Here is a 26,986-nt window from a genome sequence, read left to right on the forward strand (position 1 = left end):
CTACACCCCCTTCTTAACCTTGTTTTTGTTTGTGTTTCGGATTTTCGCAAATCACCATAACAGTCCCTTTGCGGCGGATTACTTTACATTTCTCGCAAATGGGCTTTACAGAAGGTCTTACCTTCATGTTAATTACCTCCTCAAAGTTTTGCGAAGCAAAACTTTTTTCGTAGTTCCCATCTATTTACGGTAAGTTATACGACCTTTTGATAAATCATAAGGCGATAACTGCACGACCACTTTGTCTCCGGTCAAAATACGGATAAAGTGCATCCGCAATTTACCGGATACATGGGCAAGTATTTGATGACCGTTCTCAAGCTCAACCTTAAACGTTGCGTTTGGCAACGGTTCAAGGACAGTACCTTCTACTTCAATGACATCTTCCTTAGCCACAGTTAGTCTCCTTTCTCATCAGCACTTATTCCGGTGGGTCCAGCATACTTCATGACTGCGAATCGCAGCTTTCCGTTTGTTACCCGCCCAGTTTCCTTCAAACTGTCCACAACCTCACTGCTGATGAAGGGTATGAGCTCAAGATGAAGAATATTCTTCTTCTTTGGCCCATCAAACTTACGTTTGTCTCCATCTGCAATGTATACAAATCTGCTATCAACAACTGCGATAACAACGGCTGCCTCTCCGGCATCTTTGCCTTTGAGAATTCTCACTAATTGACCAACCTGCGGGCTGCTCACAGTATTCAAGAGGAGATCACCTACGCATTCAGTTTTGTGAAAATTTCCATGCCGTCCGGAGTAACTGCTACTGTATGCTCGAAGTGAGCACATAGTGAGCCATCAACCGTAACGACAGTCCAGTTATCTTCCAGTGTTCTGACATGTCTCTTTCCTGCGTTTACCATCGGCTCAATCGCGAGCACCATACCCGGTTTCAGACGTGGTCCGCGGTCCGCTATGCCATAATTCGGAATTTGCGGTTCTTCATGCAGTTTTGCCCCAATACCATGACCAACATACTCACGTACGACTGAGAAACCAGCCTCTTCGATGTATTGCTGAATAGCATGGGAGATTGTAAACAAGCGCACATCCGGCTTAACTAACGCCAGTCCCGCGTACAAGGAGCCTTCCGTAACGTCCAGCAAACGCTGAGCCTCTTCGGAAATGCTGCCCACACCGTAGGTCCAGGCGGAATCACCGTGATAACCGCGGTACTCTGCACCGATATCCAGCGTAACAATATCGCCTTCGATCAGTTTACGTTTACCTGGAAATCCATGCACCAATTGTTCGTTGACTGAAGCGCAAATGCTGGCAGGAAAACCGTTGTAGCCTTTGAAAGACGGCACAGCATCTTGACTGCGAATGTATTGATCGGCGATTCTGTCGAGCTCGCCCGTTGTAATGCCAGGTTGAATGGCCTGAGCAATAAGACGGTGACTCTCGGCAACAATTCGACCAGCTTCCCTCATAAAGGCAAGTTCCTGTTCGGATTTACAAATGATCATTACATTAACCCCGCATTAAAGACACGATTTCAGAAGTAACGACATTAATTTCGTTTTCCCCGTTTACCTGACGCAAAAGACCTTTATTATCATAAAACGCAAGCAGCGGCGCTGTTTTATTATCATACTCATCCAGGCGCTTGCCTACACTTTCTTCGTTGTCATCCGGACGTTGATATAATTCACCGCCATCAATGTCGCAAATGCCATCTTGCTTCGGCGGGTTGAAGATTAAATGGTAGGATGCTCCGCAAACGCTGCAGATACGACGTCCAGTAAGACGCGCCATTAGCAATCCACGGTCAACATTCAAGTTGATGACATGATCCAAAGAAGTGTTCAAACGGCTAAGAATATCATCCAGCGCTTCCGCTTGCGAAAGAGTTCTTGGAAAACCATCCAATAGAAATCCTTTTTCGCAATCGGACTGCTGCAGCCGTTCTTCGACTATCCCAATGGTCACATCATCTGGTACAAGCAAACCTTGATCTATAAATGATTTGGCCTTCAATCCTACCGGAGTTTCCTGTTTGATTGCCAAACGGAAAGCATCTCCTGTCGAAATATGAGGAATACCAAATTCTTTAACGATTTCTGCCGCTTGTGTTCCCTTGCCTGCCCCAGGAGGGCCCATGAATAAAATGTTCACGATTTCTCTCTCCCCCCAAAAGTTCGCCACCAAGCAAGAAACAGCATAATAGGTGCCGGGAAGAATAAAAACTTAAGCTTCACCGGAACCTATCACCTATTTATTGATGAAGCCTTTGTAATGGCGTTTGATCAAATGGCTCTCGATCTGCTTCATAGTATCCAATGCCACACCGATTACGATAAGCAGCGCAGTGCCACCAATTCGAACTTCTTTGGGCAATCCAGATATAGCACCGAAGAACATCGGTAGTACAGAGATCAAAGCCAGAAACAACGCGCCTGACATAGTCAAACGAGACATTACTCTAGTCAGATATTTCTCTGTAGCTTTACCAGGACGGATACCTGGGATGTAACCACCATTCTTCTTCATGTTATCGGCCATCTGTTGAGGATTCATCTGCACGAACGTATAGAAGAACGTGAACCCGATGATCATCACTACATACAGAAGCATACCAAGCGGAGCATCGGTTGCCAAATATTTGGTAATCCATTGTGCCCAGGCATGTGTTGACCAGAAACTGGAGAGAACAACTGGGAACTGAAGCAATGATACGGCGAAGATTACCGGAATTACACCTGCCGCATTAATTTTCAATGGGATATGTGTATTCTGTCCACCGTACATTTTATTGCCGACTACGCGTTTAGCGTATTGAACAGGAATCTTCCGAATACCTTGCTGTACGAAGATAACTGCTGTAATAATCGCTACAATCACAATCAGCACGATAACGACTTTAAGAATATTCAGGAACACCTGATCCGGCTGAATAAAACTTGAGTTAGCCGTACTTGTGATATACCCCGGAATGGCGGCGACGATTCCCGCAAAAATCAGGATCGAAATCCCGTTCCCGATTCCCTTTTCGGTAATCTGTTCACCAAGCCACATCAAGAAAGAAGTACCCGCCGTCAAGATAATGGCAACCAGCAAGTAATCAGCAAATGTCGCATTCGGCATCATTTGAGTTCCATAAATCCGGTTAAACCCTATCGACGTAGCAAAACCTTGGATCAGGGCTAATATCACTGTACCGTAACGAGTGATTTGCGCCAATTGTTTTTTCCCGTGCTCCCCTTGTTTAGCCCATTCAGCAAACTTAGGAACAACATCCATCGACAGCAATTGCACGATGATGGATGCTGTAATGTACGGGTAAATACTGATCGCAAATATCGAGAAGTTTTTGAGCGCTCCGCCCGAAAAGGTGTTCAAGAGTCCCATCAAAGCGTCACCGCTCTGATTTGCTGTTTGCAGTACATCTTTGTTCACACCAGGAACCGGAACAAACGAACCGATACGGTAGATAATCAGAATGAACAAGGTAAACAGGATCTTTTTGCGCAAATCTTCAACATGCCAGATATTCTTAAGCGTCTTGAACATTAGATCACCTCGGTTTTACCGCCGGCAGCCTCGATTTTCTCTACCGCAGATTGAGAGAACTTATTTGCTTGTACAGTCAATTTTACGGTCAACTCACCGTTGCCGAGAATCTTGATGCCGCTTTTGGAATTCTTGACAACACCAGTTTCAAGCAACAACTGCGGAGTCACTTCAGTTCCTTCTGCAAAGCTATTCAGATCTTCCAGGTTCACAATCGCATACTCTTTACGGGTAGGATTGACGAAACCACGTTTAGGCAGACGACGATAGAGCGGATTTTGTCCACCCTCGAAGCCCGGACGAACACCACCGCCAGAACGTGAGTTTTGACCTTTGTGACCGCGACCGGAAGTTTTACCATTTCCGCTACTAGGACCACGACCAACGCGATTGCGTTCTTTGCGGGAACCAGGAGCTGGAGCAAGTTCATGTAACTTCATCGTTTGCACCTCCTTATGTTTGTTAATTTATGCGAGGCGATTAGCCTTCAATTTCAGTTACAGATAGCAAGTGACTCACTTTATTGATCATTCCGCGAATTGCAGGACTGTCATTGTGAACCACTGTCGTGTTGAGTTTACGCAGGCCGAGCGTCTTAACAGTAACACGTTGTGTTTCTGGACGTCCGATTACACTACGTACGAGGGTAATTTGCAATTTTGCCATTGACGTTCCCCTCCTTAACCGCGCAATTCTTCGACAGATTTGCCGCGAAGTTTCGCGACCTCTTCAATGCGTTTCAGACGGGAAAGTCCCTCCAAAGTTGCATTGACCATGTTCATGGAATTCGAAGAACCCAGTGATTTTGTCAAAATGTCGCCAACGCCTGCCAATTCCAATACCGCACGAACTGGACCGCCAGCGATAACGCCAGTACCCTCTGATGCTGGTTTCAGCAACACGCGTCCTGCACCGAAGTGTCCAGTAACGAGATGGGGAATCGAAGTTCCTACGATTGGGATGTGAATCAGGTTTTTCTTGGCGTCTTCAATGCCTTTACGGATGGCATCCGGAACTTCGCCGGCTTTACCGATACCAGCACCGACGTAGCCGTTGCCGTCGCCCACAACAACAAGTGCACTAAAGCTGAAACGGCGTCCGCCTTTTACAACTTTTGCAACACGGTTAATGTGTACAACTCTTTCTGTCAGTTCTAAACTGTTCGGATCTACACGCAAGTCGTTAACCTCCTTTTAAGAATTATTCTAGAATTCAAGACCAGCTTCACGAGCTGCATCAGCCAATGCTTGAATCCGTCCATGGTACAAGTAACCTCCGCGGTCGAATACGACCACTGCATATCCTTTTTCTTTGGCACGCTCAGCGACCAATTGGCCAACTTTCGCTGCAGCTTCAACGCTGCCGCCATTACCGATGTTAGCGCTCAGATCTTTATCAAGTGTAGAAGCGGATACGATAGTAACCCCTTTAACATCATCGATCAGTTGAGCGTAGATGTGTTTCGAAGAACGGAATACGTTCAAACGTGGACGCTCAGTAGTTCCCTGGATCTTCTTACGAACACGCAGGTGTCTTTTGAGACGAGCCTTGTTTTTATCTTCTTTTGTAATCATGACTTCCCTTTCACTCCCTTCAGTTTGCCGTAAACAGCTTCACTTTAAGATGCACGGGGTATCTTACAATTAAGTTTAAACTGGTTATTTCTTCTTACCAGCTTTACCTTCTTTGCGGATGATACGCTCGCCTTCATATTTGATACCTTTACCTTTATACGGTTCTGGTTCACGAACGGAACGGATTTTAGCAGCGTATGCGCCAACGCGTTCTTTATCGATACCTTTAACGATGATCTTCGTGTTCGCAGGAACTTCGAACTCGATACCAGCTTCCGGTGTAATTTCAACCGGGTGGGAATAACCAACGTTCAGAACGATTTTATCTCCGGATTTGCTTGCACGATATCCGACCCCAACCAGTTCCAGAGATTTCGAGAAACCTTCAGTCACACCTGCTACCATGTTGTTGACAACGGAGCGGGTTGTGCCGTGAAGTGAACGATGCAATTTGTTATCCGACGGGCGAACAACGGTAATTTCGTTATTTTCAACTGTAACCTTCATGTCTTTATGAAGCTCACGAGTCAAAGAACCTTTTGGACCTTTTACTGTAATAACGGCGTTGTCCAAAGTGACATCTACACCGCTAGGTACTGCGATTGGTTTGCGACCAATACGAGACATGTGTTGCACCTCCTTATCTTGTGACGTTTATTACCAAATGTAGCAGACAACTTCTCCGCCAGATTTTGATTGACGAGCTTCTTTGTCGGTCATAACTCCCTTAGATGTGGAGATAATCGCGATTCCTAGACCACCGAGTACACGAGGCACTTCATTGCTCTTCGTGTATACGCGAAGGCCTGGTTTACTGATTCTTTTCAAACCAGAAATAACACGCTCTTGGTTAGGGCCGTATTTCAAGAAGATACGGATAATCCCTTGTTTGCTATCTTCAACGAATTCCGCATCGCGGATGAAACCTTCACGCTTCAAAATGTCAGCGATTTGTTTCTTCATAGTAGAAGCAGGCATTTCTACCGTCTCGTGACGCACAATGTTAGCGTTACGAATACGAGTAAGCATATCTGCAATAGGATCAGACATAGTCATGTGTGTAAACCTCCTTCCCGTTTATAAACTTCTTACCAACTTGCTTTTTTCACGCCAGGGATCTGGCCTTTATAAGCTAATTCACGGAAACAAATTCTGCAAATTTTGAACTTTTGCAGTACCGAATGTGGACGACCACAACGTTCGCAACGTGTATATGCACGTACTTTAAACTTAGGCGTACGTTGTTGTTTAACTTTCATCGAAGTTTTTGCCACTTAGCCTGACACCTCCTAAACATTTTCGGAGAAAATGGATTAACCGACTTTATTTTGCGAAAGGCATTCCCAGCTGACCCAGCAGCTCGCGGGATTCCTCGTCCGTCTTAGCAGTCGTTACAATAACGATGTCCATACCGCGGACTTTATCCACTTTGTCATATTCGATCTCGGGGAAGATCAATTGTTCTTTAAGACCAAGTGTGTAGTTACCACGGCCGTCAAAGGCTTTAGTGGAAACACCACGGAAGTCACGTACACGTGGAAGTGTTACGTTGAACAATTTGTCCAAGAAGTAATACATACGCTCTCCGCGCAGTGTTACTTTAACCCCAATCGGCATATTTTCGCGTAGTTTGAAACCAGCGATGGATTTTTTAGCTTTAGTGATTACTGGTTTTTGACCAGCGATCAACTGCATGTCATTAACTGCAGCATCAAGTACTTTGGAGTTTTGAACAGCGTCACCCACACCCATGTTGATGACAACCTTCTCGATCTTAGGCACTTGCATAACAGTTGTATAGTTAAACTTCTGCATCAAAGCAGGTGTAATTTCGTTAAGAAAACGTTCTTTCATTCTTGCTGCCATGAAGATTTAACCTCCTTTCTTAAGGGCTAGATTAGTCGATAATCTCTCCGGATCTTTTAGCAATCCGAACTTTTTTACCATTGTCCAAAACTTTGTAACCGATACGGGTTACTTTGCCGGTCTTCGGATCGATGTGCATTACGTTGGACACATGAATCGAAGCTTCCTGCTCAATAATTCCACCCTGTGGATTCAGCTGGTTTGGCTTTTGGTGTTTTTTCACCATATTGACGCCTTCTACCAGAACGCGGTTTTCACGAGGATAAGCAGCGATGACACGGCCTTTTTTGCCTTTGTCTTTACCACTAATCACAAGCACCACGTCATCTTTCTTCACGTGCAGTTTATTGTTATGGGATTCCAGAACTTTTTTCACTCTAGGCATTTATTACACCTCCTATAACTAACCTTCAACTTATTGGTGCCGTGTTTATTAGATAACTTCCGGTGCCAAGGAAACGATCTTCATGTAGTCTTTATCGCGAAGTTCGCGAGCAACTGGTCCAAAGATACGTGTTCCACGAGGGCTTCTGTCGTCTTTAACAACAACAGCTGCGTTTTCGTCGAATGCGATGTAAGATCCATCTTTACGACGAACGGAACGTTTCGTACGAACAACTACCGCTCTAACAACATCACCTTTTTTGACAACGCCGCCTGGTGTTGCTTGTTTAACGGAACAAACGATCAAATCACCGATTGCTGCTGTACGGCGTCCAGTACCACCCAGTACGCGGATACACATCAGTTCCTTCGCACCAGAGTTGTCAGCCACATGCAAACGTGTAAATGGTTGAATCATTATAATTTCCTCCTTCCGGAAAAACTCTCTTGATTATCTTAGATGATAACCGCTGCTTCTACCACTTCAACTAGTCTCCAACGTTTGTCCTTAGACAACGGACGAGTTTCCATGAGTTTTACGGTATCGCCAATCTTTGCAACATTTCCCTCATCATGTGCTTTGAATTTCTTCGTAGACTTGATGCGTTTGTGGTACAAATTGTGTTTCTTATAGGTTTCAACAGCAACTACGATGGTTTTATCCATTTTATCACTGACCACTTTACCGATTAGCACTTTACGTGCATTACGTTCTTCACTCATTAGTTAGCCTCCTTCCTGAATACGGATCTGCGATCCGTCTCACTTAACTAATCCCAAGCACTCTTTGATGGATCACGGTTTTAGCACGAGCTATTTCCTTACGCACGTCACGAATCCGAGTTGGGTTGTCCAATTGGCCAGTTGCCAATTGAAAACGGAGATTAAAAAGTTCCTCTTTGAATCCAGCGATCTTTTGTTCAATCTCAGCAGTGGTTAAGTTGCGAAGTTCATTAGCTTTCATTTGCTTCACCACCCAATTCTTCACGTTTCACAAACTTAGTCTTTACAGGCAGCTTGTGAGCGGCAAGACGCATCGCTTCACGAGCGATTTCTTCCGACACGCCTCCGAGTTCGAACATAATCTTGCCCGGTTTAACTACGGCTACCCATTTCTCAACATTACCTTTACCACTACCCATACGAACCTCGAGAGGCTTTTGAGTAATAGGTTTATCTGGGAAAATCTTGATCCAAACTTGACCGCCACGTTTGATATAACGTGTCATCGCGATACGAGCAGCTTCGATCTGACGGTTAGTGATCCAAGACGGTTCAAGTGCAACCAGGCCAAATTCGCCGAAGTTCAATTCAGTACCGCCTTTTGCCATACCCTTCATGTGTCCGCGTTGTTGCTTGCGGTGTTTTACGCGTTTTGGTACCAACATGATTAGTTGCCTCCTTCCTGAGCAGCTTGTTTCTTAGCTGGGGGAAGAACTTCTCCACGGTAGATCCATACTTTTACGCCGATAAGGCCGTAAGTTGTATGTGCTTCAGCCGTTCCGTAATCGATATCGGCACGAAGCGTATGAAGTGGAACTGTTCCTTCGCTATAACCTTCTGAACGAGCAATCTCAGCTCCGCCAAGACGTCCGCCCACTTGAGTTTTAATCCCTTTTGCGCCAGAACGCATAGTTCTTTGAATCGCTTGTTTGAGGGCACGACGGAACGATACACGACGTTCCAATTGTTGAGCAATGCTCTCAGCTACAAGAATTGCATCCAATTCAGGGTGCTTGATTTCATTGATGTTGATGTGTACTTTTTTGCCACCAGCGATTGCTGTAACTGCGCTGCGAAGTACTTCTACTTCTGCTCCGCCTTTACCAATAACCATACCTGGTTTAGCTGTATGAATTGTAACGTTCACGCGGCTAGCCGCTCTTTCGATCTCGATATGGGAAACAGCGGAATCCTTCAATTTGCCTTTAAGGTATTCCCGGATTTTGACGTCTTCCATCAGAAGAGTACCGAAATCTTTTCCTGCATACCATTTAGATTCCCAATCGCGAATAATACCGATTCGGAGTCCGATTGGATTTACCTTTTGACCCACGTGTTATCCCTCCTTATTTCTCAGATACCACCAGTGTAATGTGGCTCGTGCGTTTATTGATCCGACTTGCGCGGCCCATGGCGCGCGGACGGAAACGTTTCATAGTAGGTCCTTGGTTAACGAAAACCTCGCTAACGAACAAACTGTTCACGTCCAAAGAATAGTTATGCTCAGCATTCGCAATTGCCGAATTAAGCAACTTTTCAACGACCGGAGAAGCGGATTTCGGAGTGTGGCGAAGAATAGCAATTGCTTCCCCCACTTGCTTACCGCGAATCAAGTCAACAACCAGTTTCGCTTTACGAGCGGAAATTCGCACCGATCTTGCATGTGCTTTTGCTTCCATTGTTTAACCTCCTTTCAAACAGAGACCTTATTATTATCTTCTTGTTTTCTTATCGTCACCCGCGTGGCCTTTGTAAGTACGTGTTGGCGCGAACTCGCCCAACTTGTGACCTACCATATCTTCTGTTACGTATACAGGCACGTGTTTACGGCCGTCATATACACCAAACGTATGTCCGATAAACTGAGGGAAAATGGTTGAGCGACGGGACCAAGTTTTAACTACAACCTTTTTCTCAGCCTCGTTCAGTTCCTCAACTTTTTTAAGCAGGTAGCCATCAATAAACGGCCCCTTCTTTAAACTGCGACCCATGTGTGAATCCTCCCTTCATCCGGTTCTTCAAACCGCGAATCGACGCTTCGCGCTTTATTAACTTGCCAGAAGCGTCTTATTTAGTGCGGCGGCGAACGATATATTTATCAGATGCCTTGTTTTTCTTACGCGTTTTGTAACCAAGGGTTGGTTTGCCCCATGGAGACATTGGCGATTTACGTCCGATTGGAGCGCGACCTTCACCACCACCGTGTGGGTGATCGTTAGGGTTCATTACTACCCCGCGAACTTCAGGACGACGGCCGAGCCAGCGACTACGTCCAGCTTTACCGATTTTGATCAATTCGTGATCTTCGTTACCTACGGAACCGATAGTTGCACGGCATACGCTAAGGATCTTGCGAACCTCACCGGATGACAAACGAACGGAACAGTATTTTTCTTCTTTACCAAGCAATTGAGCTTCTGTACCAGCTGCGCGAACCAATTGTCCGCCTTTACCTGGTTTCAACTCAATGTTGTGGATAACTGTACCTACTGGAATGTTTTCCAGTGGAAGACTGTTACCAATTTTGATGTCGGCCGCAGGACCGGACTCTACTTTATCCCCAACTCTTAGACCTTTAGGAGCGATGATATAACGTTTCTCTCCATCAGCATAGTGGATCAAAGCAATATTAGATGTGCGGTTCGGGTCATACTCGATTGTAGCAACGCTACCTGGTATGCCGTCTTTAGTCCGCTTGAAGTCGATAATACGGTATTTACGTTTATGTCCGCCGCCATGGTGACGAACCGTAATTTTACCTTGGTTGTTGCGTCCCGCATGTTTGAACAGCGGAGAAAGCAACGATTTCTCTGGCTGGTTTGTTGTAATTTCTTCAAACGTAGACACGGACATAGCGCGTCTTGCCGGAGAGGTCGGTTTGTACTTTTTGATTGGCACTGTAGTTCCCTCCTTACTTCAACAGAGTATTATTCTACCGCTTCAAAAAATTCAAGCGGTTTGCTGTCCGGGCTAAGCTTAACGATGGCTTTTTTCCACTCTGGAGTGTAACCAGAATATTTACCATAACGTTTCAGTTTGCCAGGTACACGCATTGTGTTCACATTAGTTACTTTTACTTTGAAAATAGCCTCGACAGCTTTTTTGATTTCGGTTTTGTTAGCACGGATATCCACTTCAAAAGCGTATTTCATTTCGCTCATGTAGTCGGAAGTACGTTCCGTAATCACCGGACGTTTGATAATATCACGAGGATCTTTCATTACGCGAACACCTCCTCTACCTTCAGAACTGCTTCTTTAGTGATGATCAGTTTGTCGTACGTCAGTACGTCAAGAACATTAATGCCGTCAGCCGCTACGAATTTCACCCCAGGGATGTTACGAGCGGAAAGTGCTACGTTATCATCATAGCTAGTAGCTACGATCAACGCTTTACGATCTACTTTCAGGTTGTTCAAGATTGCTGCGAATTCTTTCGTCTTCGGAGCATTCATTGTCAAGCTATCCAATACGATAATGTCATTCTCGAGTACTTTCGAGGACAAAGCGGATTTGATCGCCAAACGACGAACCTTCTTAGGCAGTTTCCAGGAATAGCTACGTGGTGTTGGTCCGAAGACAACGCCGCCGCCTTTCCATTGTGGAGAACGAATGGAGCCTTGACGAGCGCGACCTGTACCTTTTTGTTTCCAAGGTTTACGTCCACCGCCACGAACTTCAGAACGTCCTTTTACTTTGTGTGTACCACGACGTAGGGAAGCTCTTTGCATAAGCGCAGCTTCATGTAGAACGTGCTCATTCGGTTCAATACCGAATACTGTATCGCTCAGTTCCACTTCACCAACTTCGTTGCCACTAATATTAAAAAGTGTTACTTTTGGCATTTCATGTTCCTCCTTTCTTCAATAATTATTTCTTAACGGTTTGTTTAACTTTCACGAAGCTGTTTTTAGGACCTGGGATAGCGCCTTTAACCAGCAATACGTTACGTTCAACATCAACCTTGATAATTTCAAGCTTTTGAACCGTAATAGTCGTATGACCCATATGTCCTGGAAGGCGTTTGCCCTTAGGAACACGGTTAGCTTGGATAGAACCCATGGAACCCGGTCTTCTGTGGTAACGCGATCCGTGTGCCATTGGTCCGCGGCTTTGTCCCCAACGTTTGATGTTACCTTGGAAACCTTTACCTTTAGATGTACCAGTTACGTCAACAAATTCGCCCTCAGCAAAGATATCAGCCTTCAGCTCTTGTCCAACCTCGAGAGACCCGAGATCAACACCGCGAATTTCACGAACGTAGCGCTTAGGTGTTGCATTTGCCTTTTTGGCGTGACCCTGTTCAGGCTTATTGGAGCGTTTTTCTTTTTTATCAGAAAAGCCCAATTGCACTGCTTCATATCCGTCGATATTCAGGTCTTTCTTTTGCAGTACTACACAAGGTCCTGCTTCGATAACAGTAACAGGAATTACGTTACCTTCTGGAGTAAACACTTGAGTCATACCGAGTTTTTTTCCTAAGATACCTTTCAATGTTGACACCTCTTTTCTTTTCCTAAATTACTTAAAATAGAATTACAATTTGATTTCGATATCTACACCGGACGGTAGATCCAAGCGCATCAAGGCATCCACAGTTTGTGGTGTTGGGTTCACAATATCGATCAAACGTTTGTGAGTCCGTTGTTCAAACTGTTCACGGGAATCCTTGTACTTGTGTACCGCACGGAGAATAGTAATGATTTGCTTCTCAGTTGGTAACGGAATCGGCCCGGACACACCTGCACCCGAACGTTTTGCTGTTTCAACAATCTTCTCAGCGGATTGATCAAGAATTCTGTGGTCGTATGCTTTCAAGCGAATACGAATTTTTTGCTTTGCCATTTTAGTCCCTCCTTCTATCGCCCAATTTGGTATCGGACATACTCCGTGAAAATTTTCTGACCTCGTCCCCATGGCAAAGGGGCCGGGTGTGTCAGTAACCTCTCACATCATCGCAACGTCTCAGAACAACATTTATTATTATATATAATAGGCAGCAGTATTGCAAGCGAAAATAGAAAAACAACGCATATTTTTTTCATGCGCTGTTCTTCTACTATATATATGTTAAAGATTCTCTGTGGCAGACTTAAAAAACTCTGCGGAGGAAGCAGTCTGAGCCGTCGCCGTTCCGATCCCCTCAATGGTTTGGATTAAGGTTCTTATTTCTTCTTCCACTATTACAATCTCCTGTGTACTGCTACGCATAGCATCTACAATATCAGAGAACAAAAGACTAGTCTCGACTGATTGGTGCTTCCCATTCTTAGTTAACTCCTGCACCTTACGAATCTCTTCTACAACCTGCTGAGTGAGTAGACCTGATTTATTTGTTAGCTCTACGATCTGAATTACAGTACTCTTAGTATCCTCTGCAAGCCGGCTAACTTCTTGAGCAACCACACTAAAACCTCTACCATGCTCACCGGCTCTAGCGGCTTCAATCGTTGCATTAAGTGAGAGGATTTTAGTCTGATCGGCAATTTCCCTTACTGAGTTCACAATTTTTTGAATTTGCTTAGAGGAATCGCTTAACTCAATGATCGAGTCTTCCATCTCACTGGTGGTCTGATATATAAGATTAATTTGCTCAGTCAAATCACCCAAGTGTTCATGACCATCTGTAGCTAATCCCTGTGACTCCAGAGCGGATGCAGCCGTACGTTGGAATGTTCTACTTACTTCATTGCTGCTTGCCACTAGCTGTTTCACAGCAGCATTAGTATCGATGCTATAATCTATCAATTCAACGCTAAACTCTGAAATTTTTTGTTTTAATTCATTTTTCACCAATAAATATTGCTCTTCCTTCTCTTTTATGTTCTCCTTCTCATATTCTTCTAGAACCAGCTGCTGCTCAAGGTTAAGGAGCTTGGTCACGGTCTGAACCACTCGAAGGCGTGTATTATCATCGTTTGTTTCATTATATATAACGCGTATAAATACGTTCTGAAGATTCTGAAAAGCAGATAAGTACCATTTAGGCTCAAGCCCTACTTTTTTATGAATATTAGCGATCATTAGACGCTTTGCTATGTACTCATCATCAACCTTTCCATTAAAAATCTCTAGAATATGACCACGAAGAGTAGTTTTCAACCTCTCTATACTGCTATGCTCTAAAATAATAGCTTCAAGTTTATTTACGCCTAATACCGAATTGTAAAATTGATCAATGATATAGTCTATATTCTGCTCAACAACAGGTTTCACCCTGCGTAGTAAGTTCAAATCTGCTTCAGTTAGATCAATCATTCTCATCTGCTCGTTAAGCTCACCATGTCCCTCCAGCTTATGAAAAGACTCTGCCACAGAATGATTCTGATCCTTGAAGTCTAAGGAATGAGAGGCAGGAGAATCTACATTATTATTACGTGCATTTAACGCATGCATGAAGGAAAAAGGACATTTCCCCATATTACCACTCTCCCACAATTCCTATTATTTTACATTATTATTCCTCCTTCATTTTACTCTATCATTAGTATAATTGTAAACAATTGATTGTTGTATTTTGGCGAATTATGTAGAAAAAGATCATATTGTTATGCTTTATTATCAATTGGTGTCGAATATTAAATCTTTCTCAGAAAAAAACAAAAAAGCCCCTGATTCTCCGCAAGAAGAATCAGGGGTGTTTGTAATTCGGAATCTACCCGCAGATAGAAGTCGAATTATTATTTTTGGATAGAAGCTACGCTACCAGCACCAACTGTACGGCCACCTTCGCGAATGGAGAATTTAGTACCTTCTTCAATAGCGATTGGGGAGATCAGTTGTACGGTTACGGAGATGTTATCACCAGGCATAACCATTTCAGTACCTTCTGGCAAGTTGATGATACCAGTTACGTCAGTTGTACGGAAGTAGAACTGTGGACGGTATCCAGTGAAGAAAGGCTTGTGACGGCCACCTTCTTCTTTTGTCAGAACGTAAATTTGAGCAGTGAACTCAGTGTGTGGTTTAACGGAGTTCGGCTTAGCCAATACTTGGCCACGCTCGATCATGTTACGGTCAACACCACGAAGCAATGCTCCGATGTTGTCCCCAGCTTGAGCGGAATCCAGCAATTTACGGAACATTTCTACGCCCGTAACTACGGATTTCTTAGTATCTTCGTGAATACCAACGATTTCGATTTCTTCTCCGACTTTAACTGTTCCGCGTTCTACGCGACCAGTTGCCACAGTACCGCGGCCAGTGATGGAGAATACGTCTTCGACAGGCATCAAGAAAGGCTTGTCAGTTTGACGCTCAGGAAGTGGAATGTACTCATCGATTGTTTCAAACATTTCGATGATTTTTTTAGCGTAATCGCCATCTGGGTTTTGCAGAGCTTCACGAGCAGAACCACGGATGATTGGAGTATCGTCGCCTGGGAAGTCATACTCGCTAAGCAAGTCGCGAACTTCCATTTCAACCAATTCCAACAACTCTTCGTCTTCAACCATGTCGCATTTGTTCAAGAAGACAACGATGTAAGGAACGCCTACTTGACGGGACAACAGGATGTGCTCGCGAGTTTGTGGCATTGGGCCATCAGCTGCGGATACAACCAGGATAGCTCCGTCCATTTGCGCTGCGCCAGTGATCATGTTTTTAACATAGTCGGCGTGACCAGGGCAGTCTACGTGAGCGTAGTGACGGTTAGGAGTTTCATATTCAACGTGGGAAGTGGAGATTGTGATACCACGTTCGCGCTCTTCAGGAGCTTTGTCGATTTGATCGAATGCGATAGCTGCGCCACCGTAAGTTTTGGACAATACAGTAGTGATTGCAGCAGTCAGAGTCGTTTTACCATGGTCGACGTGACCAATAGTACCGATGTTAACGTGCGGTTTGTTACGTTCAAACTTTGCCTTTGCCATTTGAACAGTTCCTCCTTAATGTGGGGTTCCTTATATTTGAGCCGCCCGCATACGTGTAATCTTAGATGACTGAGTGTTTATACCCGGGACGGCAAGTTAAAACTGGTAATTATTCAGCGCCTTTGTTCTTTGCAGCGATCTCTTCCGCAATGGATTTAGGAACTTCTTCATAGTGAGAAAGCTCCATTGAGAATACGCCACGTCCTTGTGTACCAGAACGAAGTGTTGTAGAGTATCCGAACATTTCGGAAAGAGGCACCTTAGCACGGATAATTTGCGCTCCACCACGGGAATCCATACCTTCGATACGGCCACGGCGGGAGTTCAGCATACCCATTACATCACCCATATATTCCTCAGGAACAGTTACTTCTACTTTCATGATTGGCTCAAGCAGGACAGGCTTACACTTGTCTTTAGCTGCTTTGAGTGCCATCGAACCGGCAATTTTAAATGCCATTTCGTTGGAATCGACATCATGATAAGAACCATCTACGATGGTAGCTTTAACGTCTACTAGCGGGAAGCCAGCAAGTACGCCGTTTTTCATTTGTTCTTCAATACCCGCAAGTGCAGGAGCGATGTACTCTCTAGGAACCGAGCCACCAACAACTTTACTTTCGAATTTGCTACCAGTACCTGGTTCGAGGGGTTCAAATTCAACCCATACGTGACCGTATTGACCACGACCACCAGATTGGCGTACAAATTTACCTTCGACGCGAGCAGGTGCCTTGAACGTTTCGCGGTAAGCAACCTGTGGTTTACCCACATTGGTTTCTACTTTGAACTCACGACGCATACGGTCGATGATGATGTCCAAGTGAAGTTCACCCATACCAGCCAGGATTGTTTGGCCTGTTTCTTCATCAGTGTGAGCACGAAGAGTTGGATCCTCTTCAGTCAACTTTCCGAGAGCAACGCCCATTTTATCTTGGTCAGCTTTAGTTTTTGGTTCAACAGCGATCTCGATAACTGGATCAGGGAAGTTCATTGATTCCAGAATTACTGGATTCTTCTCATCACACAGTGTATCACCTGTACTGGTATCTTTCAAACCAACAGCAGCTGCGATGTCGCCAGAATACACGATGGAAATTTCTTGACGGCTGTTCGCATGCATTTGAAGGATACGACCAATACGTTCACGCTTGTTCTTAGTTGCATTAACTACGTATGATCCGGACTCAAGTACGCCTGAGTAAACACGGAAGAACGTAAGTTTACCAACATAAGGGTCTGTCATGATTTTAAATGCCAAAGCTGCAAACGGTTCTTCATCCGAAGAGTGACGAACAGCTTCTGTACCGTCATCAAGATGTCCAGTAATAGCTGGAACGTCAAGAGGAGATGGCAAGTAATCAACAACAGCATCCAGCATAAGCTGAATCCCTTTGTTTCGGTAGGAAGATCCAGCAATTACAGGGAACAATTTAACTTCAACTACGCCTTTTCGAATTGCAGCTTTAATTTCCGGAATTGTAATTTCTTCGCCTTCCAAATACTTCATAGTCAGATCCTCATCAAGTTCAGCAACTTTCTCGATCAACTCGAGACGCAGCTCCTCAACTTTGGCCAAATATTCTTCCGGAATATCCGTTACTTCGATGTTTTGGCCCAGATCATCTCTGAACATGTGTGCTTTTTGCTCAACTAGGTCGATAATACCAGTGAAATCACTTTCTGCACCAATTGGCAATTGAATAGCAACTGCATTGGCTTGAAGGCGATCACGCATAGTTTCGATTACGTTAAGGAAATCCGCACCGATAATGTCCATTTTGTTTACATATGCAATCCGGGGAACGTTATAACGGTCAGCCTGTCTCCATACGGTTTCAGACTGAGGCTCAACGCCCTCTTTTGCACTAAATACACCAACTGCCCCATCCAATACACGCAGGGAACGTTCAACTTCAACAGTGAAGTCAACGTGTCCTGGGGTATCAATGATATTGATGCGGTGACCTTTCCACGCAGCAGTCGTAGCAGCGGACGTAATCGTGATTCCGCGCTCTTGTTCTTGCTCCATCCAGTCCATTGTAGCAGCACCCTCGTGAACTTCACCGATTTTGTGCGTACGGCCTGTATAGAAAAGAATCCGCTCTGTGGTAGTTGTTTTACCAGCATCAATATGCGCCATGATCCCGATGTTACGTGTATTTTTTAAGGAGAACTCTCTAGCCATGAAATGGATCTCCCTTCAAAATATAAGTTATTTGAATGACCTTTATCCTACCAACGGTAGTGAGCGAACGCTTTGTTTGCTTCAGCCATTTTGTGTGTATCTTCACGTTTCTTAACAGAAGCGCCTGTGTTGTTGGAAGCGTCGATGATCTCAGCCGCCAAACGCTCTTCCATAGTCTTCTCACCGCGGTTGCGAGAGTAGTTTACGAGCCAACGTAATCCCAGAGCAGTACGTCTCTCTGGTTTAACCTCGATAGGTACTTGATAGTTAGCACCACCGACACGACGAGCTTTGACTTCCAAAACCGGCATGATATTCTTGATGGCAGCTTCGAAAACTTCCATCGGATCTTTACCCGTACGTTCTTCAATCAATTTGAATGAATTGTACAGAATGCTTTGAGCGACACCTCTTTTACCACCCAGCATAATGCGGTTAATCAAACGAGTAACCAACTTGCTATTATACAACGGATCTGGCAATACGTCTCTCTTTGTAACTGGACCTTTGCGTGGCATGGATATCCCCCTTTCTTAAATGTTTATTATTCAGATATTGTTATCTTATTTCTTAGCTTTAGGACGTTTTGCACCGTATTTAGAACGAGCTTGCATCCGGTTAGCTACACCTGCTGTATCCAAAGCACCACGAACGATATGGTAACGAACCCCTGCAAGGTCCTTTACTTTACCTCCGCGAAGTAATACAACACTGTGCTCTTGTAAGTTATGTCCGATACCCGGGATATAAGCTGTTACCTCGAGACGGTTCGTCAAACGAACACGGGCATATTTACGAAGCGCTGAGTTTGGTTTACGTGGAGTCATTGTGCCTACACGAGTGCACACACCGCGTTTTTGCGGAGCGCTCAAATTTGTAGCCTCACGCTTGAGGGCGTTATACCCTTTTTGAAGAGCGGGAGATTTAGATTTTTCGATTTTGGCTTGACGGCCTTTACGAACCAATTGGTTAATTGTTGGCATGTTGTTGCCACCCCCTTCCTGAAATGATAGTCGATTTAAGAACTCTAAGCCCACAGACCCAGGCGGTTCATAAAAAGACAAATGAAAAGTTCTTGCCGCTGGTGTTCACCCCAGTACAAAAACATTTCTGTAGCTATTGTTTTAAGACGGCTGCCATCGCAGCGCCAACTTCTATTCCGCAGGCCTTGCCCAAATTCAGCATCGTATCCACATATGTGATCTTAACACCTTGTTTGTTACAAAGCAAAACTATCCTGGAAGTAAGCCTTTGATCTCCGTCCTCTGCCACATAGACTTCTGCGGCTAGGCCCAACTCTACCGCCTTGACGGTTTGTTTGGTACCGATCTTGACCTGAGCATCCTGTAGTCCTCTATCATCAGTCATTCTCTTTACCTCCAATGAACAAGGATAACATGGCTACTCACGCACCTTAGACATTTTAGCATTATCAATAGATGGTGTCAAGAAATTCAGCAACAATTTTTATAGAAATTATACACAGCAGAACACTCATGCCACACCTATGAGTAGGTATGACATGAGCACACTACCATGATTGCTAATTTATTCAGCAGGAACCGTCTCTAATGTTTCAAGTTCGCTTTCTGCATTTGGATCACTTAGCTTAACGTTACGGTAACGGTTCATCCCAGTACCTGCAGGAATCAACTTACCGATAATAACATTTTCTTTAAGTCCAAGCAACTTATCTACTTTACCTTTGATAGCAGCGTCTGTTAGGACACGAGTAGTTTCTTGGAATGATGCAGCTGACAAGAAGGAATCAGTCTCAAGAGACGCCTTGGTAATACCGAGCAAGACTGGTTTAGCAACAGCAGGCTCTTTACCAGACAAGATTGCTTCCTTGTTAGCACCTTCGTACTCATGAATATCCGCAAATGCACCTGGCAACAGACTTGTGTCACCTGCGTCAATGATACGGATCTTCCGAAGCATTTGCTTGATCATAACTTCAATGTGCTTATCATTGATCTCAACGCCTTGGTTACGGTATACACGCTGTACTTCTTGCAGAATGTAGTTTTGTACCCCACGGATCCCTTTGATACGCAGCATTTCTTTAGGGTCAATCGAACCGTCTGTCAGCTCATCGCCGGCTTCGATTTCTTGACCTTCGCTAACACGTAGACGCGAACCATAAGTAATGGAATAAGTCTTGGATTCTGCTTCACCTTGAACCTCTATTTCGCGACGGTCTTTGGTTTCACGGATTTCCTTGATTACGCCATCGATCTCACTGATTGTAGCTTGACCTTTAGGGTTACGAGCTTCAAACAACTCCTGAATACGCGGCAAACCTTGAGTGATGTCATCACCGGCAACACCGCCGGTATGGAACGTACGCATTGTAAGCTGGGTTCCTGGTTCACCGATAGATTGTGCGGCAATAATACCAACTGCTTCACCAATCTCAACGTGTTTACCAGTTGCCAAGTTACGTCCGTAACATTTCTTACAAACCCCATGACGGGCACGGCAGCTCAGTACAGAACGAATTTGCAGCTTAGTTACACCTGCGTTTACAATTGCCTCCGCTTTATCGGAGTCAATCAAATCATTACGGTGAACAATGATTTCGCCTGTTTCTGGGTGACGAACAGTTTCGAAGCAGTAACGACCTTCAATACGGTCATACAGATCTTCGATAACCTCTTTACCATCCTGAATACGACTAACTGTGAAGCCTTTATCGGTTCCACAATCTTCTTCACGGACAATAACGTCCTGGGCAACGTCAACAAGACGACGAGTCAGATACCCTGAGTCAGCGGTACGAAGTGCGGTATCGGCAAGACCTTTACGCGCTCCGTGAGTGGAGATAAAGTACTCCAAGACGGTAAGACCTTCACGGAAGTTTGCCTTGATTGGCAATTCGAAAATCCGACCTGAAGGTGTTGCCATCAGACCACGCATACCACCCAACTGAGTGATCTGCGATTTGTTACCACGCGCTTTAGAGTCGACCATGAGCATGATAGAGTTGAAACGGTCCATCGACTTAAGCAGGATGTTCGTAAGATCATCCTTAGTCTTCGACCAGATCTCAATAACACGGTCATACCGTTCGTCATTGGTGATCAAACCACGGCGATATTGGTTAGCAACCACATCAACCTTAGCTTCAGACTCTTTCAGGATCGTAACTTTCTCCTCAGGGACAATAACGTCCGACACGGCAACTGTAACACCAGAACGTGTGGAGTAAGTGAATCCGAGTTGTTTAATTTTATCCAAAATCATAGAAGTTTTGGTTGTGTGATAAGTTTCAAAACAACGAGCAATAATCAGACCCAGATATTCTTTACCTACAGCACTGGCTTCTGGAGCGGATTCAATCAGCTCGCGAATGTTCGCGCCTTTTTCGTAGATAAAGTATTTCTCAGGTGTGCCGTGCAGCAAGTTAGTTTTGGTTGCTTCGTTGATATAAGGGAAACTACTTGGGTAGATTTCATTAAAAATGATCTTACCGACCGTAGTAATCAACATTGCATTTTGTTGTTCTTCCGTAAAGCATGTTTTGCCAAGTGCTTTAGCCGGAATAGCAACACGAGCATGAAGTCCTGCAGTTCCGCGTTGGTAAGCTGATACAGCTTCGTTAACGGTACGCAGAATCATACCACTACCCTTTTCTTCCTTGTTATCCATGGTCAAGTAGAAAGTACCAAGGACCATATCCTGGGAAGGTGTTACAACTGGCTTACCGTCTTTAGGATTCAAGATATTACCAGATGCAAGCATGAGAATGCGTGCTTCCGCTTGAGCTTCTGCAGACAGAGGAACGTGCACCGCCATTTGGTCACCGTCAAAGTCGGCATTGTACGCCGTACATACGAGTGGGTGAAGACGAATAGCGTGACCTTCCACCAAGATCGGTTCAAATGCTTGAATACCGAGACGGTGAAGTGTTGGTGCGCGGTTTAGAAGTACTGGGTGTTCTCTAATTACTTCTTCGAGTACATCCCAAACTTCAGGACTTACGCGTTCAACTTTACGTTTCGCGCTCTTTATGTTGTGGGCAAGGCCCTTATTAACCAATTCTTTCATAACAAAAGGTTTGAACAATTCTAACGCCATTTTCTTAGGAAGTCCGCATTGATACATCTTGAGGTACGGTCCTACTACGATAACGGAACGTCCAGAGTAGTCAACCCGTTTACCGAGCAAGTTCTGGCGGAAACGTCCTTGTTTACCTTTCAGCATATGGCTGAGCGATTTAAGTGGACGGTTACCAGGACCGGTTACCGGACGTCCCCGACGGCCGTTATCGATGAGAGCATCGACAGCTTCCTGGAGCATCCGTTTTTCGTTCTGCACGATAATGTCAGGAGCACCGAGATCAAGCAGTCTTTTCAGACGGTTGTTCCGGTTAATAACACGGCGATAGAGATCATTCAAGTCGGACGTAGCAAAACGGCCACCATCCAATTGAACCATCGGACGAAGCTCCGGAGGAATAACCGGAAGAACATCCATGATCATCCAATCAGGCTTGTTGCCGGAGTTACGGAATGCTTCAATGACTTCCAGACGTTTGATCGCCCGGTTACGGCGTTGGCCTTGGGCCGTACGCAGTTCTTCTTTGAGGAATTCCAGCTCTTTATCGATGTCGATATCTTGAAGAAGCTTTTTAACAGCTTCAGCACCCATGCCGGCTTGGAAACCGTAACCGTATTTTTCACGGTAGCTACGATATTCTTTCTCGGACAGAAGTTGTTTCTTTTCCAGTGGAGTTTCACCTGGATCCGTTACAACATAAGATGCGAAATAGATAATTTCTTCAAGTGATCTTGGAGACATATCTAGTGCAAGCCCCATGCGGCTTGGGATACCTTTGAAATACCAGATATGAGATACCGGAGCAGCCAATTCAATGTGACCCATACGTTCACGACGAACTTTAGCACGGGTAACCTCAACGCCACAACGGTCGCAGACTACGCCCTTATAACGGACACGTTTGTATTTACCGCAATGACATTCCCAGTCTTTTTGTGGTCCAAAGATACGCTCACAGAAAAGACCCTCTTTTTCCGGTTTCAATGTACGATAGTTAATGGTTTCCGGTTTCTTAACTTCTCCGCGGGACCATGAACGAATCTTCTCCGGAGAAGCGAGTCCGATTTTCATAAATTCAAAATTGTTAACGTCCAACAAGGAGCAACCCTCCTTAACCTAATCCTGATTTAGTACCGCTTTGCCCTCTTCTGACTGTTACATCAAAAGAGGGCGTGCGGTCCTTTATAAAATGGAACTTTTAAGCTCCAGCTTGATTATTCTACTCCGACTTCTGAACCTTCTAAATTGAGGCTTAGTTTGTCGCCTGACGTCTCGTCCTCATCGTCCAATTCTCTCATTTCAATTTCCTGCTCGTCACCGCTAAGAATCTTAACATCCATACCCAGGGACTGCAGTTCTTTGATCAATACCTTGAACGACTCAGGAACACCTGGTTCCGGTACATTTTCACCTTTGACAATGGATTCGTACGTCTTCACGCGACCAACCACGTCATCGGATTTCACGGTCAAAATTTCTTGCAATGTATATGCAGCACCGTAAGCTTCAAGCGCCCACACTTCCATCTCCCCGAAACGCTGTCCACCAAATTGAGCTTTACCACCCAATGGTTGTTGCGTAACTAGTGAGTAAGGTCCTGTTGAACGGGCGTGAATCTTATCATCAACCATGTGCGCCAGTTTGATCATGTGCATGACACCAACAGTAACTTCACGTTCAAAGCGTTCACCTGTACGGCCATCATACAGTACGGTTTTACCATTACGCTGCATACCTGCTTCTTCCATCGTATCAAACACGTCGTACTCACGCGCTCCGTCAAATACCGGCGTTGCAATGTGAATTCCCAGACGCAATGCGGCCATACCAATATGGACCTCAAGCACCTGTCCGATGTTCATACGAGAAGGAACGCCTAGAGGGTTAAGAACAACCTGTACTGGCGTACCGTCCGGAAGGAACGGCATATCTTCTTCTGGCAGGATACGGGCAACGACACCCTTGTTACCGTGACGTCCGGCCATCTTGTCACCCTCAGAGATCTTACGTTTCTGAGCGATGTAGACACGAACCAATTGATTTACACCCGGAGGCAGCTCATCGCCGTTCTCACGTGTAAAGACTTTAACGTCCACGATAATACCATCACTACCATGAGGAACGCGTAAAGAGGTATCCCGTACTTCACGAGCTTTCTCACCAAAGATAGCGTGCAGGAGACGTTCTTCTGCTGTCAGTTCAGTTACACCCTTAGGAGTAACCTTACCCACCAGAATGTCACCAGCGCTGATTTCCGCACCGATGCGGATGATTCCGCGCTCATCAAGATTGCGCAGAGCTTCTTCGCCGACGTTCGGAATATCGCGCGTAATTTCTTCAGGTCCCAGTTTAGTGTCACGAGCTTCAGATTCGTATTCTTCGATATGAATCGAAGTATATACATCTTCCTTAACCAGCTTTTCACTTAACAGGATCGCATCCTCGTAGTTGTAACCTTCCCAAGTCATGAACGCAACGACTACGTTACGGCCAAGAGCAAGTTCGCCCATTTCTGTGGAAGGACCGTCTGCCAGGATATCACCTTTCTTAACAATGTCCCCTCTTTTAGCTAGAGGACGTTGGTTAATACAGGTACCTTGGTTAGAACGCATAAATTTGTGTAATTTATATTTAACGATATCGCCTTTAACTTCCTTGCCTTCGACAGTCTCAACGCGACGCAGCCAAATTTCATTAGCTGAAGAACGTTCGATAATACCGTCATACTTGGAAACGATACATACGCCAGAATCCTTAGCGGATTTATGTTCCATCCCTGTTCCGACCAGCGGAGCTTTTGGAATTAGAAGCGGAACGGCTTGACGTTGCATGTTAGATCCCATCAGTGCGCGGTTGGAGTCATCGTTCTCAAGGAACGGAATGAGCGCCGTAGCGACAGATACAACCTGTTTAGGCGAAACGTCCATGTAATCGACACGATTACTTGGCATCGTTGTAATGTTGTCTGAGTCTTTGTTGTAACGAACGATTACCATATCTTCTTTAAAGGTGCCATCTTCTTCGATCAACACGTTAGCCTGAGCAACTACATAATTATCTTCCTCATCAGCAGTCAGATAGTCAATTTGCTCAGTCACCTTACCAGTCTTCGGATCCACCCAACGATACGGAGCTTCAATAAAGCCGTATTCATTGATGCGGGCAAAGGTGGACAAGGAGTTGATCAACCCGATGTTTGGACCTTCCGGCGTTTCAATTGGACACATCCGACCGTAGTGACTGTGATGGACGTCACGAACTTCAAAGCCCGCGCGTTCACGTGTCAAACCACCAGGTCCGAGGGCGGACAGACGACGTTTATGCGTAAGTTCCGCAAGTGGGTTCGTCTGATCCATAAATTGAGACAGCTGGGAGCTACCGAAGAACTCTTTAATAGACGCGATGACCGGACGAATATTGATCAGAGCCTGAGGCGTAATCGCATTAGCATCCTGAATCGACATTCTTTCACGTACAACACGTTCCATCCGAGACAAACCGATACGGAACTGATTCTGCAAGAGTTCACCTACAGAACGCAGACGACGGTTACCCAAGTGGTCGATATCATCGGTATTGCCAATTCCGTGAAGCAAATTAATAAAGTAGCTGATTGAGGATATAATATCAGCTTGAGTAATATGCTTAACAGATTTGTCGATGTTGCCGTTAGCAATCAGCTTAATAACCCGGCCTTCTTCAATTGGCGAGAACACGTCAATTGTTTGAAGAGGAATATCTTCGCTGTCCATAACTCCGCCAGTAACACGGTAGTTTTTAAAGGCAACATTCTTTTCGAAATATGGAATCAATTCATCAAGCAGTCTACGATCGACCATTTGGCCGGATTCTGCCAGGATTTCTCCAGTAGAGTCGTCAACCAAAGGCTGAGCAAGACGTTGATTGAAAAGACGGTTCTTAATGTGTAGCTTTTTATTGATTTTGTAACGGCCTACATTAGCTAGGTCGTAGCGTTTTGGATCAAAGAAACGCGCAACCAGCAAACTTTTGGCATTGTCTAGTGTCGGCGGTTCGCCCGGACGCAAACGCTCATAAATTTCAATAAGCGCCTTCTCCGTGGAGTCCGTGTTGTCTTTATCCAGCGTATTGCGAATATATTCATCATTGCCAAGCAATTCCAGAATTTCGGCATCACTACCGAAACCGAGAGCACGCAAAAGTACGGTAACAGGAATTTTACGAGTCCGATCGATACGAACATACATAATGTCCTTAGCGTCGGTTTCAAGTTCCAACCAGGCTCCGCGGTTCGGGATTACTGTGGCGGTGTAGGTTTTTTTGCCGTTCTTATCCACTTTTGTGCTGAAATAGACGCTTGGAGAGCGAACCAACTGGCTGACAATAACCCGTTCCGCACCATTAATAATAAAAGTGCCGGTCTCCGTCATCAGCGGGAAATCTCCCATGAACACTTCCTGTTCTTTAACCTCACCGGTCTCTTTATTAATGAGCCGCACCTTTACACGCAGAGGAGCCGCATACGTTACGTCCCGCTCTTTAGCGTCGTCAACCGTATATTTCGGTTCACCCAGGCTGTAATCAATGAACTCTAGTACCAAATTACCTGTGAAATCCTGGATCGGCGAGATGTCCTGAAACATTTCCCGCAATCCTTCCTCCAAAAACCAATCATAAGATTTTTGTTGGATCTCGATCAGGTTCGGGACCTCGAGTACCTCGTTAATTCTCGCATAGCTCCGCCGAGTGCGTCGACCATACTGAACAAGATGTCCTGCCAACTTTACTCACCCCTCATGTCTACTCACTTAAAAATTGATTGCGA

General features: G+C 45.0%; 35 protein-coding genes. All 35 read right to left on the bottom strand.

The window, feature by feature from the left end; translation table 11 throughout:
* Positions 1–13: 13 nt before the first annotated feature.
* The gene (rpmJ, locus tag MKZ09_RS30390) at positions 14–127 is read right to left on the bottom strand and encodes a 50S ribosomal protein L36 (protein ID WP_003322638.1); all 114 of its coding nucleotides are present in this window, start codon (positions 125–127) and stop codon (positions 14–16) included.
* A gap of 53 nt (positions 128–180) precedes the next feature.
* The gene (gene infA / locus MKZ09_RS30395; RefSeq protein ID WP_036652996.1) at positions 181–396 is read right to left on the bottom strand and encodes a translation initiation factor IF-1; all 216 of its coding nucleotides are present in this window, start codon (positions 394–396) and stop codon (positions 181–183) included.
* A gap of 2 nt (positions 397–398) precedes the next feature.
* A complete protein-coding gene (locus MKZ09_RS30400) occupies positions 399–707 on the bottom strand; it encodes a KOW domain-containing RNA-binding protein (protein WP_036680581.1) in 309 nt (102 codons plus the stop codon).
* An 11-nt stretch (positions 708–718) separates the two neighbouring features.
* Positions 719–1,471, bottom strand: a complete 753-nt coding sequence (map, locus tag MKZ09_RS30405; RefSeq protein WP_076208227.1) for a type I methionyl aminopeptidase — start codon at positions 1,469–1,471, stop codon at positions 719–721.
* 4 nt (positions 1,472–1,475) lie between these two features.
* Positions 1,476–2,120 (bottom strand): adenylate kinase, encoded by a 645-nt coding sequence (locus MKZ09_RS30410; RefSeq protein WP_038573451.1) that lies wholly within the window; start codon positions 2,118–2,120, stop codon positions 1,476–1,478.
* Between the two features lie 96 nt (positions 2,121–2,216).
* Positions 2,217–3,515 carry a preprotein translocase subunit SecY gene (gene secY, locus MKZ09_RS30415; protein ID WP_076105929.1) on the bottom strand — a complete coding sequence of 433 codons (1,299 nt, stop codon included), beginning with the start codon at positions 3,513–3,515 and terminating at the stop codon, positions 2,217–2,219.
* On the bottom strand, positions 3,515–3,955 hold the full coding sequence (gene rplO, locus MKZ09_RS30420) for a 50S ribosomal protein L15 (RefSeq protein ID WP_036680569.1): 441 nt from the start codon (positions 3,953–3,955) through the stop codon (positions 3,515–3,517). Before rplO ends, secY begins: the two co-directional genes overlap by 1 nt.
* A gap of 40 nt (positions 3,956–3,995) precedes the next feature.
* A complete protein-coding gene (rpmD, locus tag MKZ09_RS30425; RefSeq protein WP_036680567.1) occupies positions 3,996–4,181 on the bottom strand; it encodes a 50S ribosomal protein L30 in 186 nt (61 codons plus the stop codon).
* A gap of 14 nt (positions 4,182–4,195) precedes the next feature.
* On the bottom strand, positions 4,196–4,693 hold the full coding sequence (gene rpsE / locus MKZ09_RS30430; RefSeq protein ID WP_036652980.1) for a 30S ribosomal protein S5: 498 nt from the start codon (positions 4,691–4,693) through the stop codon (positions 4,196–4,198).
* Between the two features lie 27 nt (positions 4,694–4,720).
* Entirely contained in the window at positions 4,721–5,089 is a 369-nt protein-coding gene (rplR, locus tag MKZ09_RS30435; RefSeq protein ID WP_036680564.1) for a 50S ribosomal protein L18, read from the bottom strand.
* A gap of 84 nt (positions 5,090–5,173) precedes the next feature.
* The gene (rplF, locus tag MKZ09_RS30440; protein WP_036680562.1) at positions 5,174–5,716 is read right to left on the bottom strand and encodes a 50S ribosomal protein L6; all 543 of its coding nucleotides are present in this window, start codon (positions 5,714–5,716) and stop codon (positions 5,174–5,176) included.
* Positions 5,717–5,746: 30 nt separating this feature from the next.
* Positions 5,747–6,145, bottom strand: coding sequence for a 30S ribosomal protein S8 (gene rpsH, locus MKZ09_RS30445; protein WP_036680560.1), 399 nt, complete (start codon positions 6,143–6,145; stop codon positions 5,747–5,749).
* A gap of 32 nt (positions 6,146–6,177) precedes the next feature.
* Positions 6,178–6,363, bottom strand: coding sequence for a type Z 30S ribosomal protein S14 (locus MKZ09_RS30450; protein WP_013312154.1), 186 nt, complete (start codon positions 6,361–6,363; stop codon positions 6,178–6,180).
* A gap of 49 nt (positions 6,364–6,412) precedes the next feature.
* Entirely contained in the window at positions 6,413–6,955 is a 543-nt protein-coding gene (rplE, locus tag MKZ09_RS30455) for a 50S ribosomal protein L5 (protein WP_036680558.1), read from the bottom strand.
* A gap of 31 nt (positions 6,956–6,986) precedes the next feature.
* On the bottom strand, positions 6,987–7,340 hold the full coding sequence (gene rplX, locus MKZ09_RS30460; protein WP_076099615.1) for a 50S ribosomal protein L24: 354 nt from the start codon (positions 7,338–7,340) through the stop codon (positions 6,987–6,989).
* Between the two features lie 48 nt (positions 7,341–7,388).
* On the bottom strand, positions 7,389–7,757 hold the full coding sequence (gene rplN, locus MKZ09_RS30465) for a 50S ribosomal protein L14 (protein ID WP_036680556.1): 369 nt from the start codon (positions 7,755–7,757) through the stop codon (positions 7,389–7,391).
* Between the two features lie 38 nt (positions 7,758–7,795).
* Positions 7,796–8,062, bottom strand: a complete 267-nt coding sequence (gene rpsQ, locus MKZ09_RS30470) for a 30S ribosomal protein S17 (protein ID WP_036680554.1) — start codon at positions 8,060–8,062, stop codon at positions 7,796–7,798.
* A gap of 43 nt (positions 8,063–8,105) precedes the next feature.
* Entirely contained in the window at positions 8,106–8,303 is a 198-nt protein-coding gene (gene rpmC, locus MKZ09_RS30475) for a 50S ribosomal protein L29 (RefSeq protein WP_019908232.1), read from the bottom strand.
* On the bottom strand, positions 8,293–8,727 hold the full coding sequence (gene rplP, locus MKZ09_RS30480; protein WP_036680552.1) for a 50S ribosomal protein L16: 435 nt from the start codon (positions 8,725–8,727) through the stop codon (positions 8,293–8,295). The genes rpmC and rplP overlap by 11 nt, the downstream gene beginning before the upstream one ends.
* A 2-nt stretch (positions 8,728–8,729) precedes the next feature.
* Positions 8,730–9,395 (bottom strand): 30S ribosomal protein S3, encoded by a 666-nt coding sequence (rpsC, locus tag MKZ09_RS30485; protein WP_038573452.1) that lies wholly within the window; start codon positions 9,393–9,395, stop codon positions 8,730–8,732.
* Positions 9,396–9,408: 13 nt separating this feature from the next.
* The gene (gene rplV, locus MKZ09_RS30490) at positions 9,409–9,741 is read right to left on the bottom strand and encodes a 50S ribosomal protein L22 (RefSeq protein ID WP_036680546.1); all 333 of its coding nucleotides are present in this window, start codon (positions 9,739–9,741) and stop codon (positions 9,409–9,411) included.
* Positions 9,742–9,774: 33 nt separating this feature from the next.
* Positions 9,775–10,053, bottom strand: a complete 279-nt coding sequence (gene rpsS / locus MKZ09_RS30495) for a 30S ribosomal protein S19 (protein ID WP_036652940.1) — start codon at positions 10,051–10,053, stop codon at positions 9,775–9,777.
* A gap of 76 nt (positions 10,054–10,129) precedes the next feature.
* A complete protein-coding gene (gene rplB / locus MKZ09_RS30500) occupies positions 10,130–10,960 on the bottom strand; it encodes a 50S ribosomal protein L2 (protein WP_036680541.1) in 831 nt (276 codons plus the stop codon).
* A 29-nt stretch (positions 10,961–10,989) separates the two neighbouring features.
* A complete protein-coding gene (gene rplW, locus MKZ09_RS30505; RefSeq protein WP_036680537.1) occupies positions 10,990–11,283 on the bottom strand; it encodes a 50S ribosomal protein L23 in 294 nt (97 codons plus the stop codon).
* Positions 11,283–11,906, bottom strand: coding sequence for a 50S ribosomal protein L4 (rplD, locus tag MKZ09_RS30510; protein ID WP_036680536.1), 624 nt, complete (start codon positions 11,904–11,906; stop codon positions 11,283–11,285). Before rplD ends, rplW begins: the two co-directional genes overlap by 1 nt.
* Before the next feature lie 25 nt (positions 11,907–11,931).
* A complete protein-coding gene (rplC, locus tag MKZ09_RS30515) occupies positions 11,932–12,555 on the bottom strand; it encodes a 50S ribosomal protein L3 (protein WP_036680532.1) in 624 nt (207 codons plus the stop codon).
* 42 nt (positions 12,556–12,597) lie between these two features.
* Positions 12,598–12,906, bottom strand: coding sequence for a 30S ribosomal protein S10 (gene rpsJ / locus MKZ09_RS30520; RefSeq protein ID WP_017692074.1), 309 nt, complete (start codon positions 12,904–12,906; stop codon positions 12,598–12,600).
* A 225-nt stretch (positions 12,907–13,131) separates the two neighbouring features.
* On the bottom strand, positions 13,132–14,481 hold the full coding sequence (locus tag MKZ09_RS30525) for a globin-coupled sensor protein (protein ID WP_076194814.1): 1,350 nt from the start codon (positions 14,479–14,481) through the stop codon (positions 13,132–13,134).
* Between the two features lie 260 nt (positions 14,482–14,741).
* Positions 14,742–15,932 (bottom strand): elongation factor Tu, encoded by a 1,191-nt coding sequence (tuf, locus tag MKZ09_RS30530; RefSeq protein WP_036680523.1) that lies wholly within the window; start codon positions 15,930–15,932, stop codon positions 14,742–14,744.
* A 109-nt stretch (positions 15,933–16,041) separates the two neighbouring features.
* Positions 16,042–18,120: an elongation factor G gene (fusA, locus tag MKZ09_RS30535; RefSeq protein ID WP_036680521.1), complete on the bottom strand. Its 2,079-nt coding sequence runs from the start codon at positions 18,118–18,120 to the stop codon at positions 16,042–16,044.
* A gap of 47 nt (positions 18,121–18,167) precedes the next feature.
* Positions 18,168–18,638 carry a 30S ribosomal protein S7 gene (gene rpsG / locus MKZ09_RS30540; RefSeq protein ID WP_036680520.1) on the bottom strand — a complete coding sequence of 157 codons (471 nt, stop codon included), beginning with the start codon at positions 18,636–18,638 and terminating at the stop codon, positions 18,168–18,170.
* 45 nt (positions 18,639–18,683) lie between these two features.
* Entirely contained in the window at positions 18,684–19,103 is a 420-nt protein-coding gene (gene rpsL, locus MKZ09_RS30545) for a 30S ribosomal protein S12 (RefSeq protein WP_036680518.1), read from the bottom strand.
* A 133-nt stretch (positions 19,104–19,236) separates the two neighbouring features.
* Positions 19,237–19,488 (bottom strand): ribosomal L7Ae/L30e/S12e/Gadd45 family protein, encoded by a 252-nt coding sequence (locus MKZ09_RS30550; protein ID WP_038573459.1) that lies wholly within the window; start codon positions 19,486–19,488, stop codon positions 19,237–19,239.
* A 180-nt stretch (positions 19,489–19,668) separates the two neighbouring features.
* On the bottom strand, positions 19,669–23,280 hold the full coding sequence (gene rpoC, locus MKZ09_RS30555; protein ID WP_076138440.1) for a DNA-directed RNA polymerase subunit beta': 3,612 nt from the start codon (positions 23,278–23,280) through the stop codon (positions 19,669–19,671).
* 116 nt (positions 23,281–23,396) lie between these two features.
* The gene (gene rpoB / locus MKZ09_RS30560) at positions 23,397–26,942 is read right to left on the bottom strand and encodes a DNA-directed RNA polymerase subunit beta (protein ID WP_038573461.1); all 3,546 of its coding nucleotides are present in this window, start codon (positions 26,940–26,942) and stop codon (positions 23,397–23,399) included.
* Between the last annotated feature and the right edge of the window lie 44 nt (positions 26,943–26,986).

Origin of the sequence: Paenibacillus sp. FSL R5-0908 (assembly GCF_038006245.1) — a bacterium.
In the GTDB taxonomy this organism is placed as follows: domain Bacteria; phylum Bacillota; class Bacilli; order Paenibacillales; family Paenibacillaceae; genus Paenibacillus_AQ; species Paenibacillus_AQ odorifer.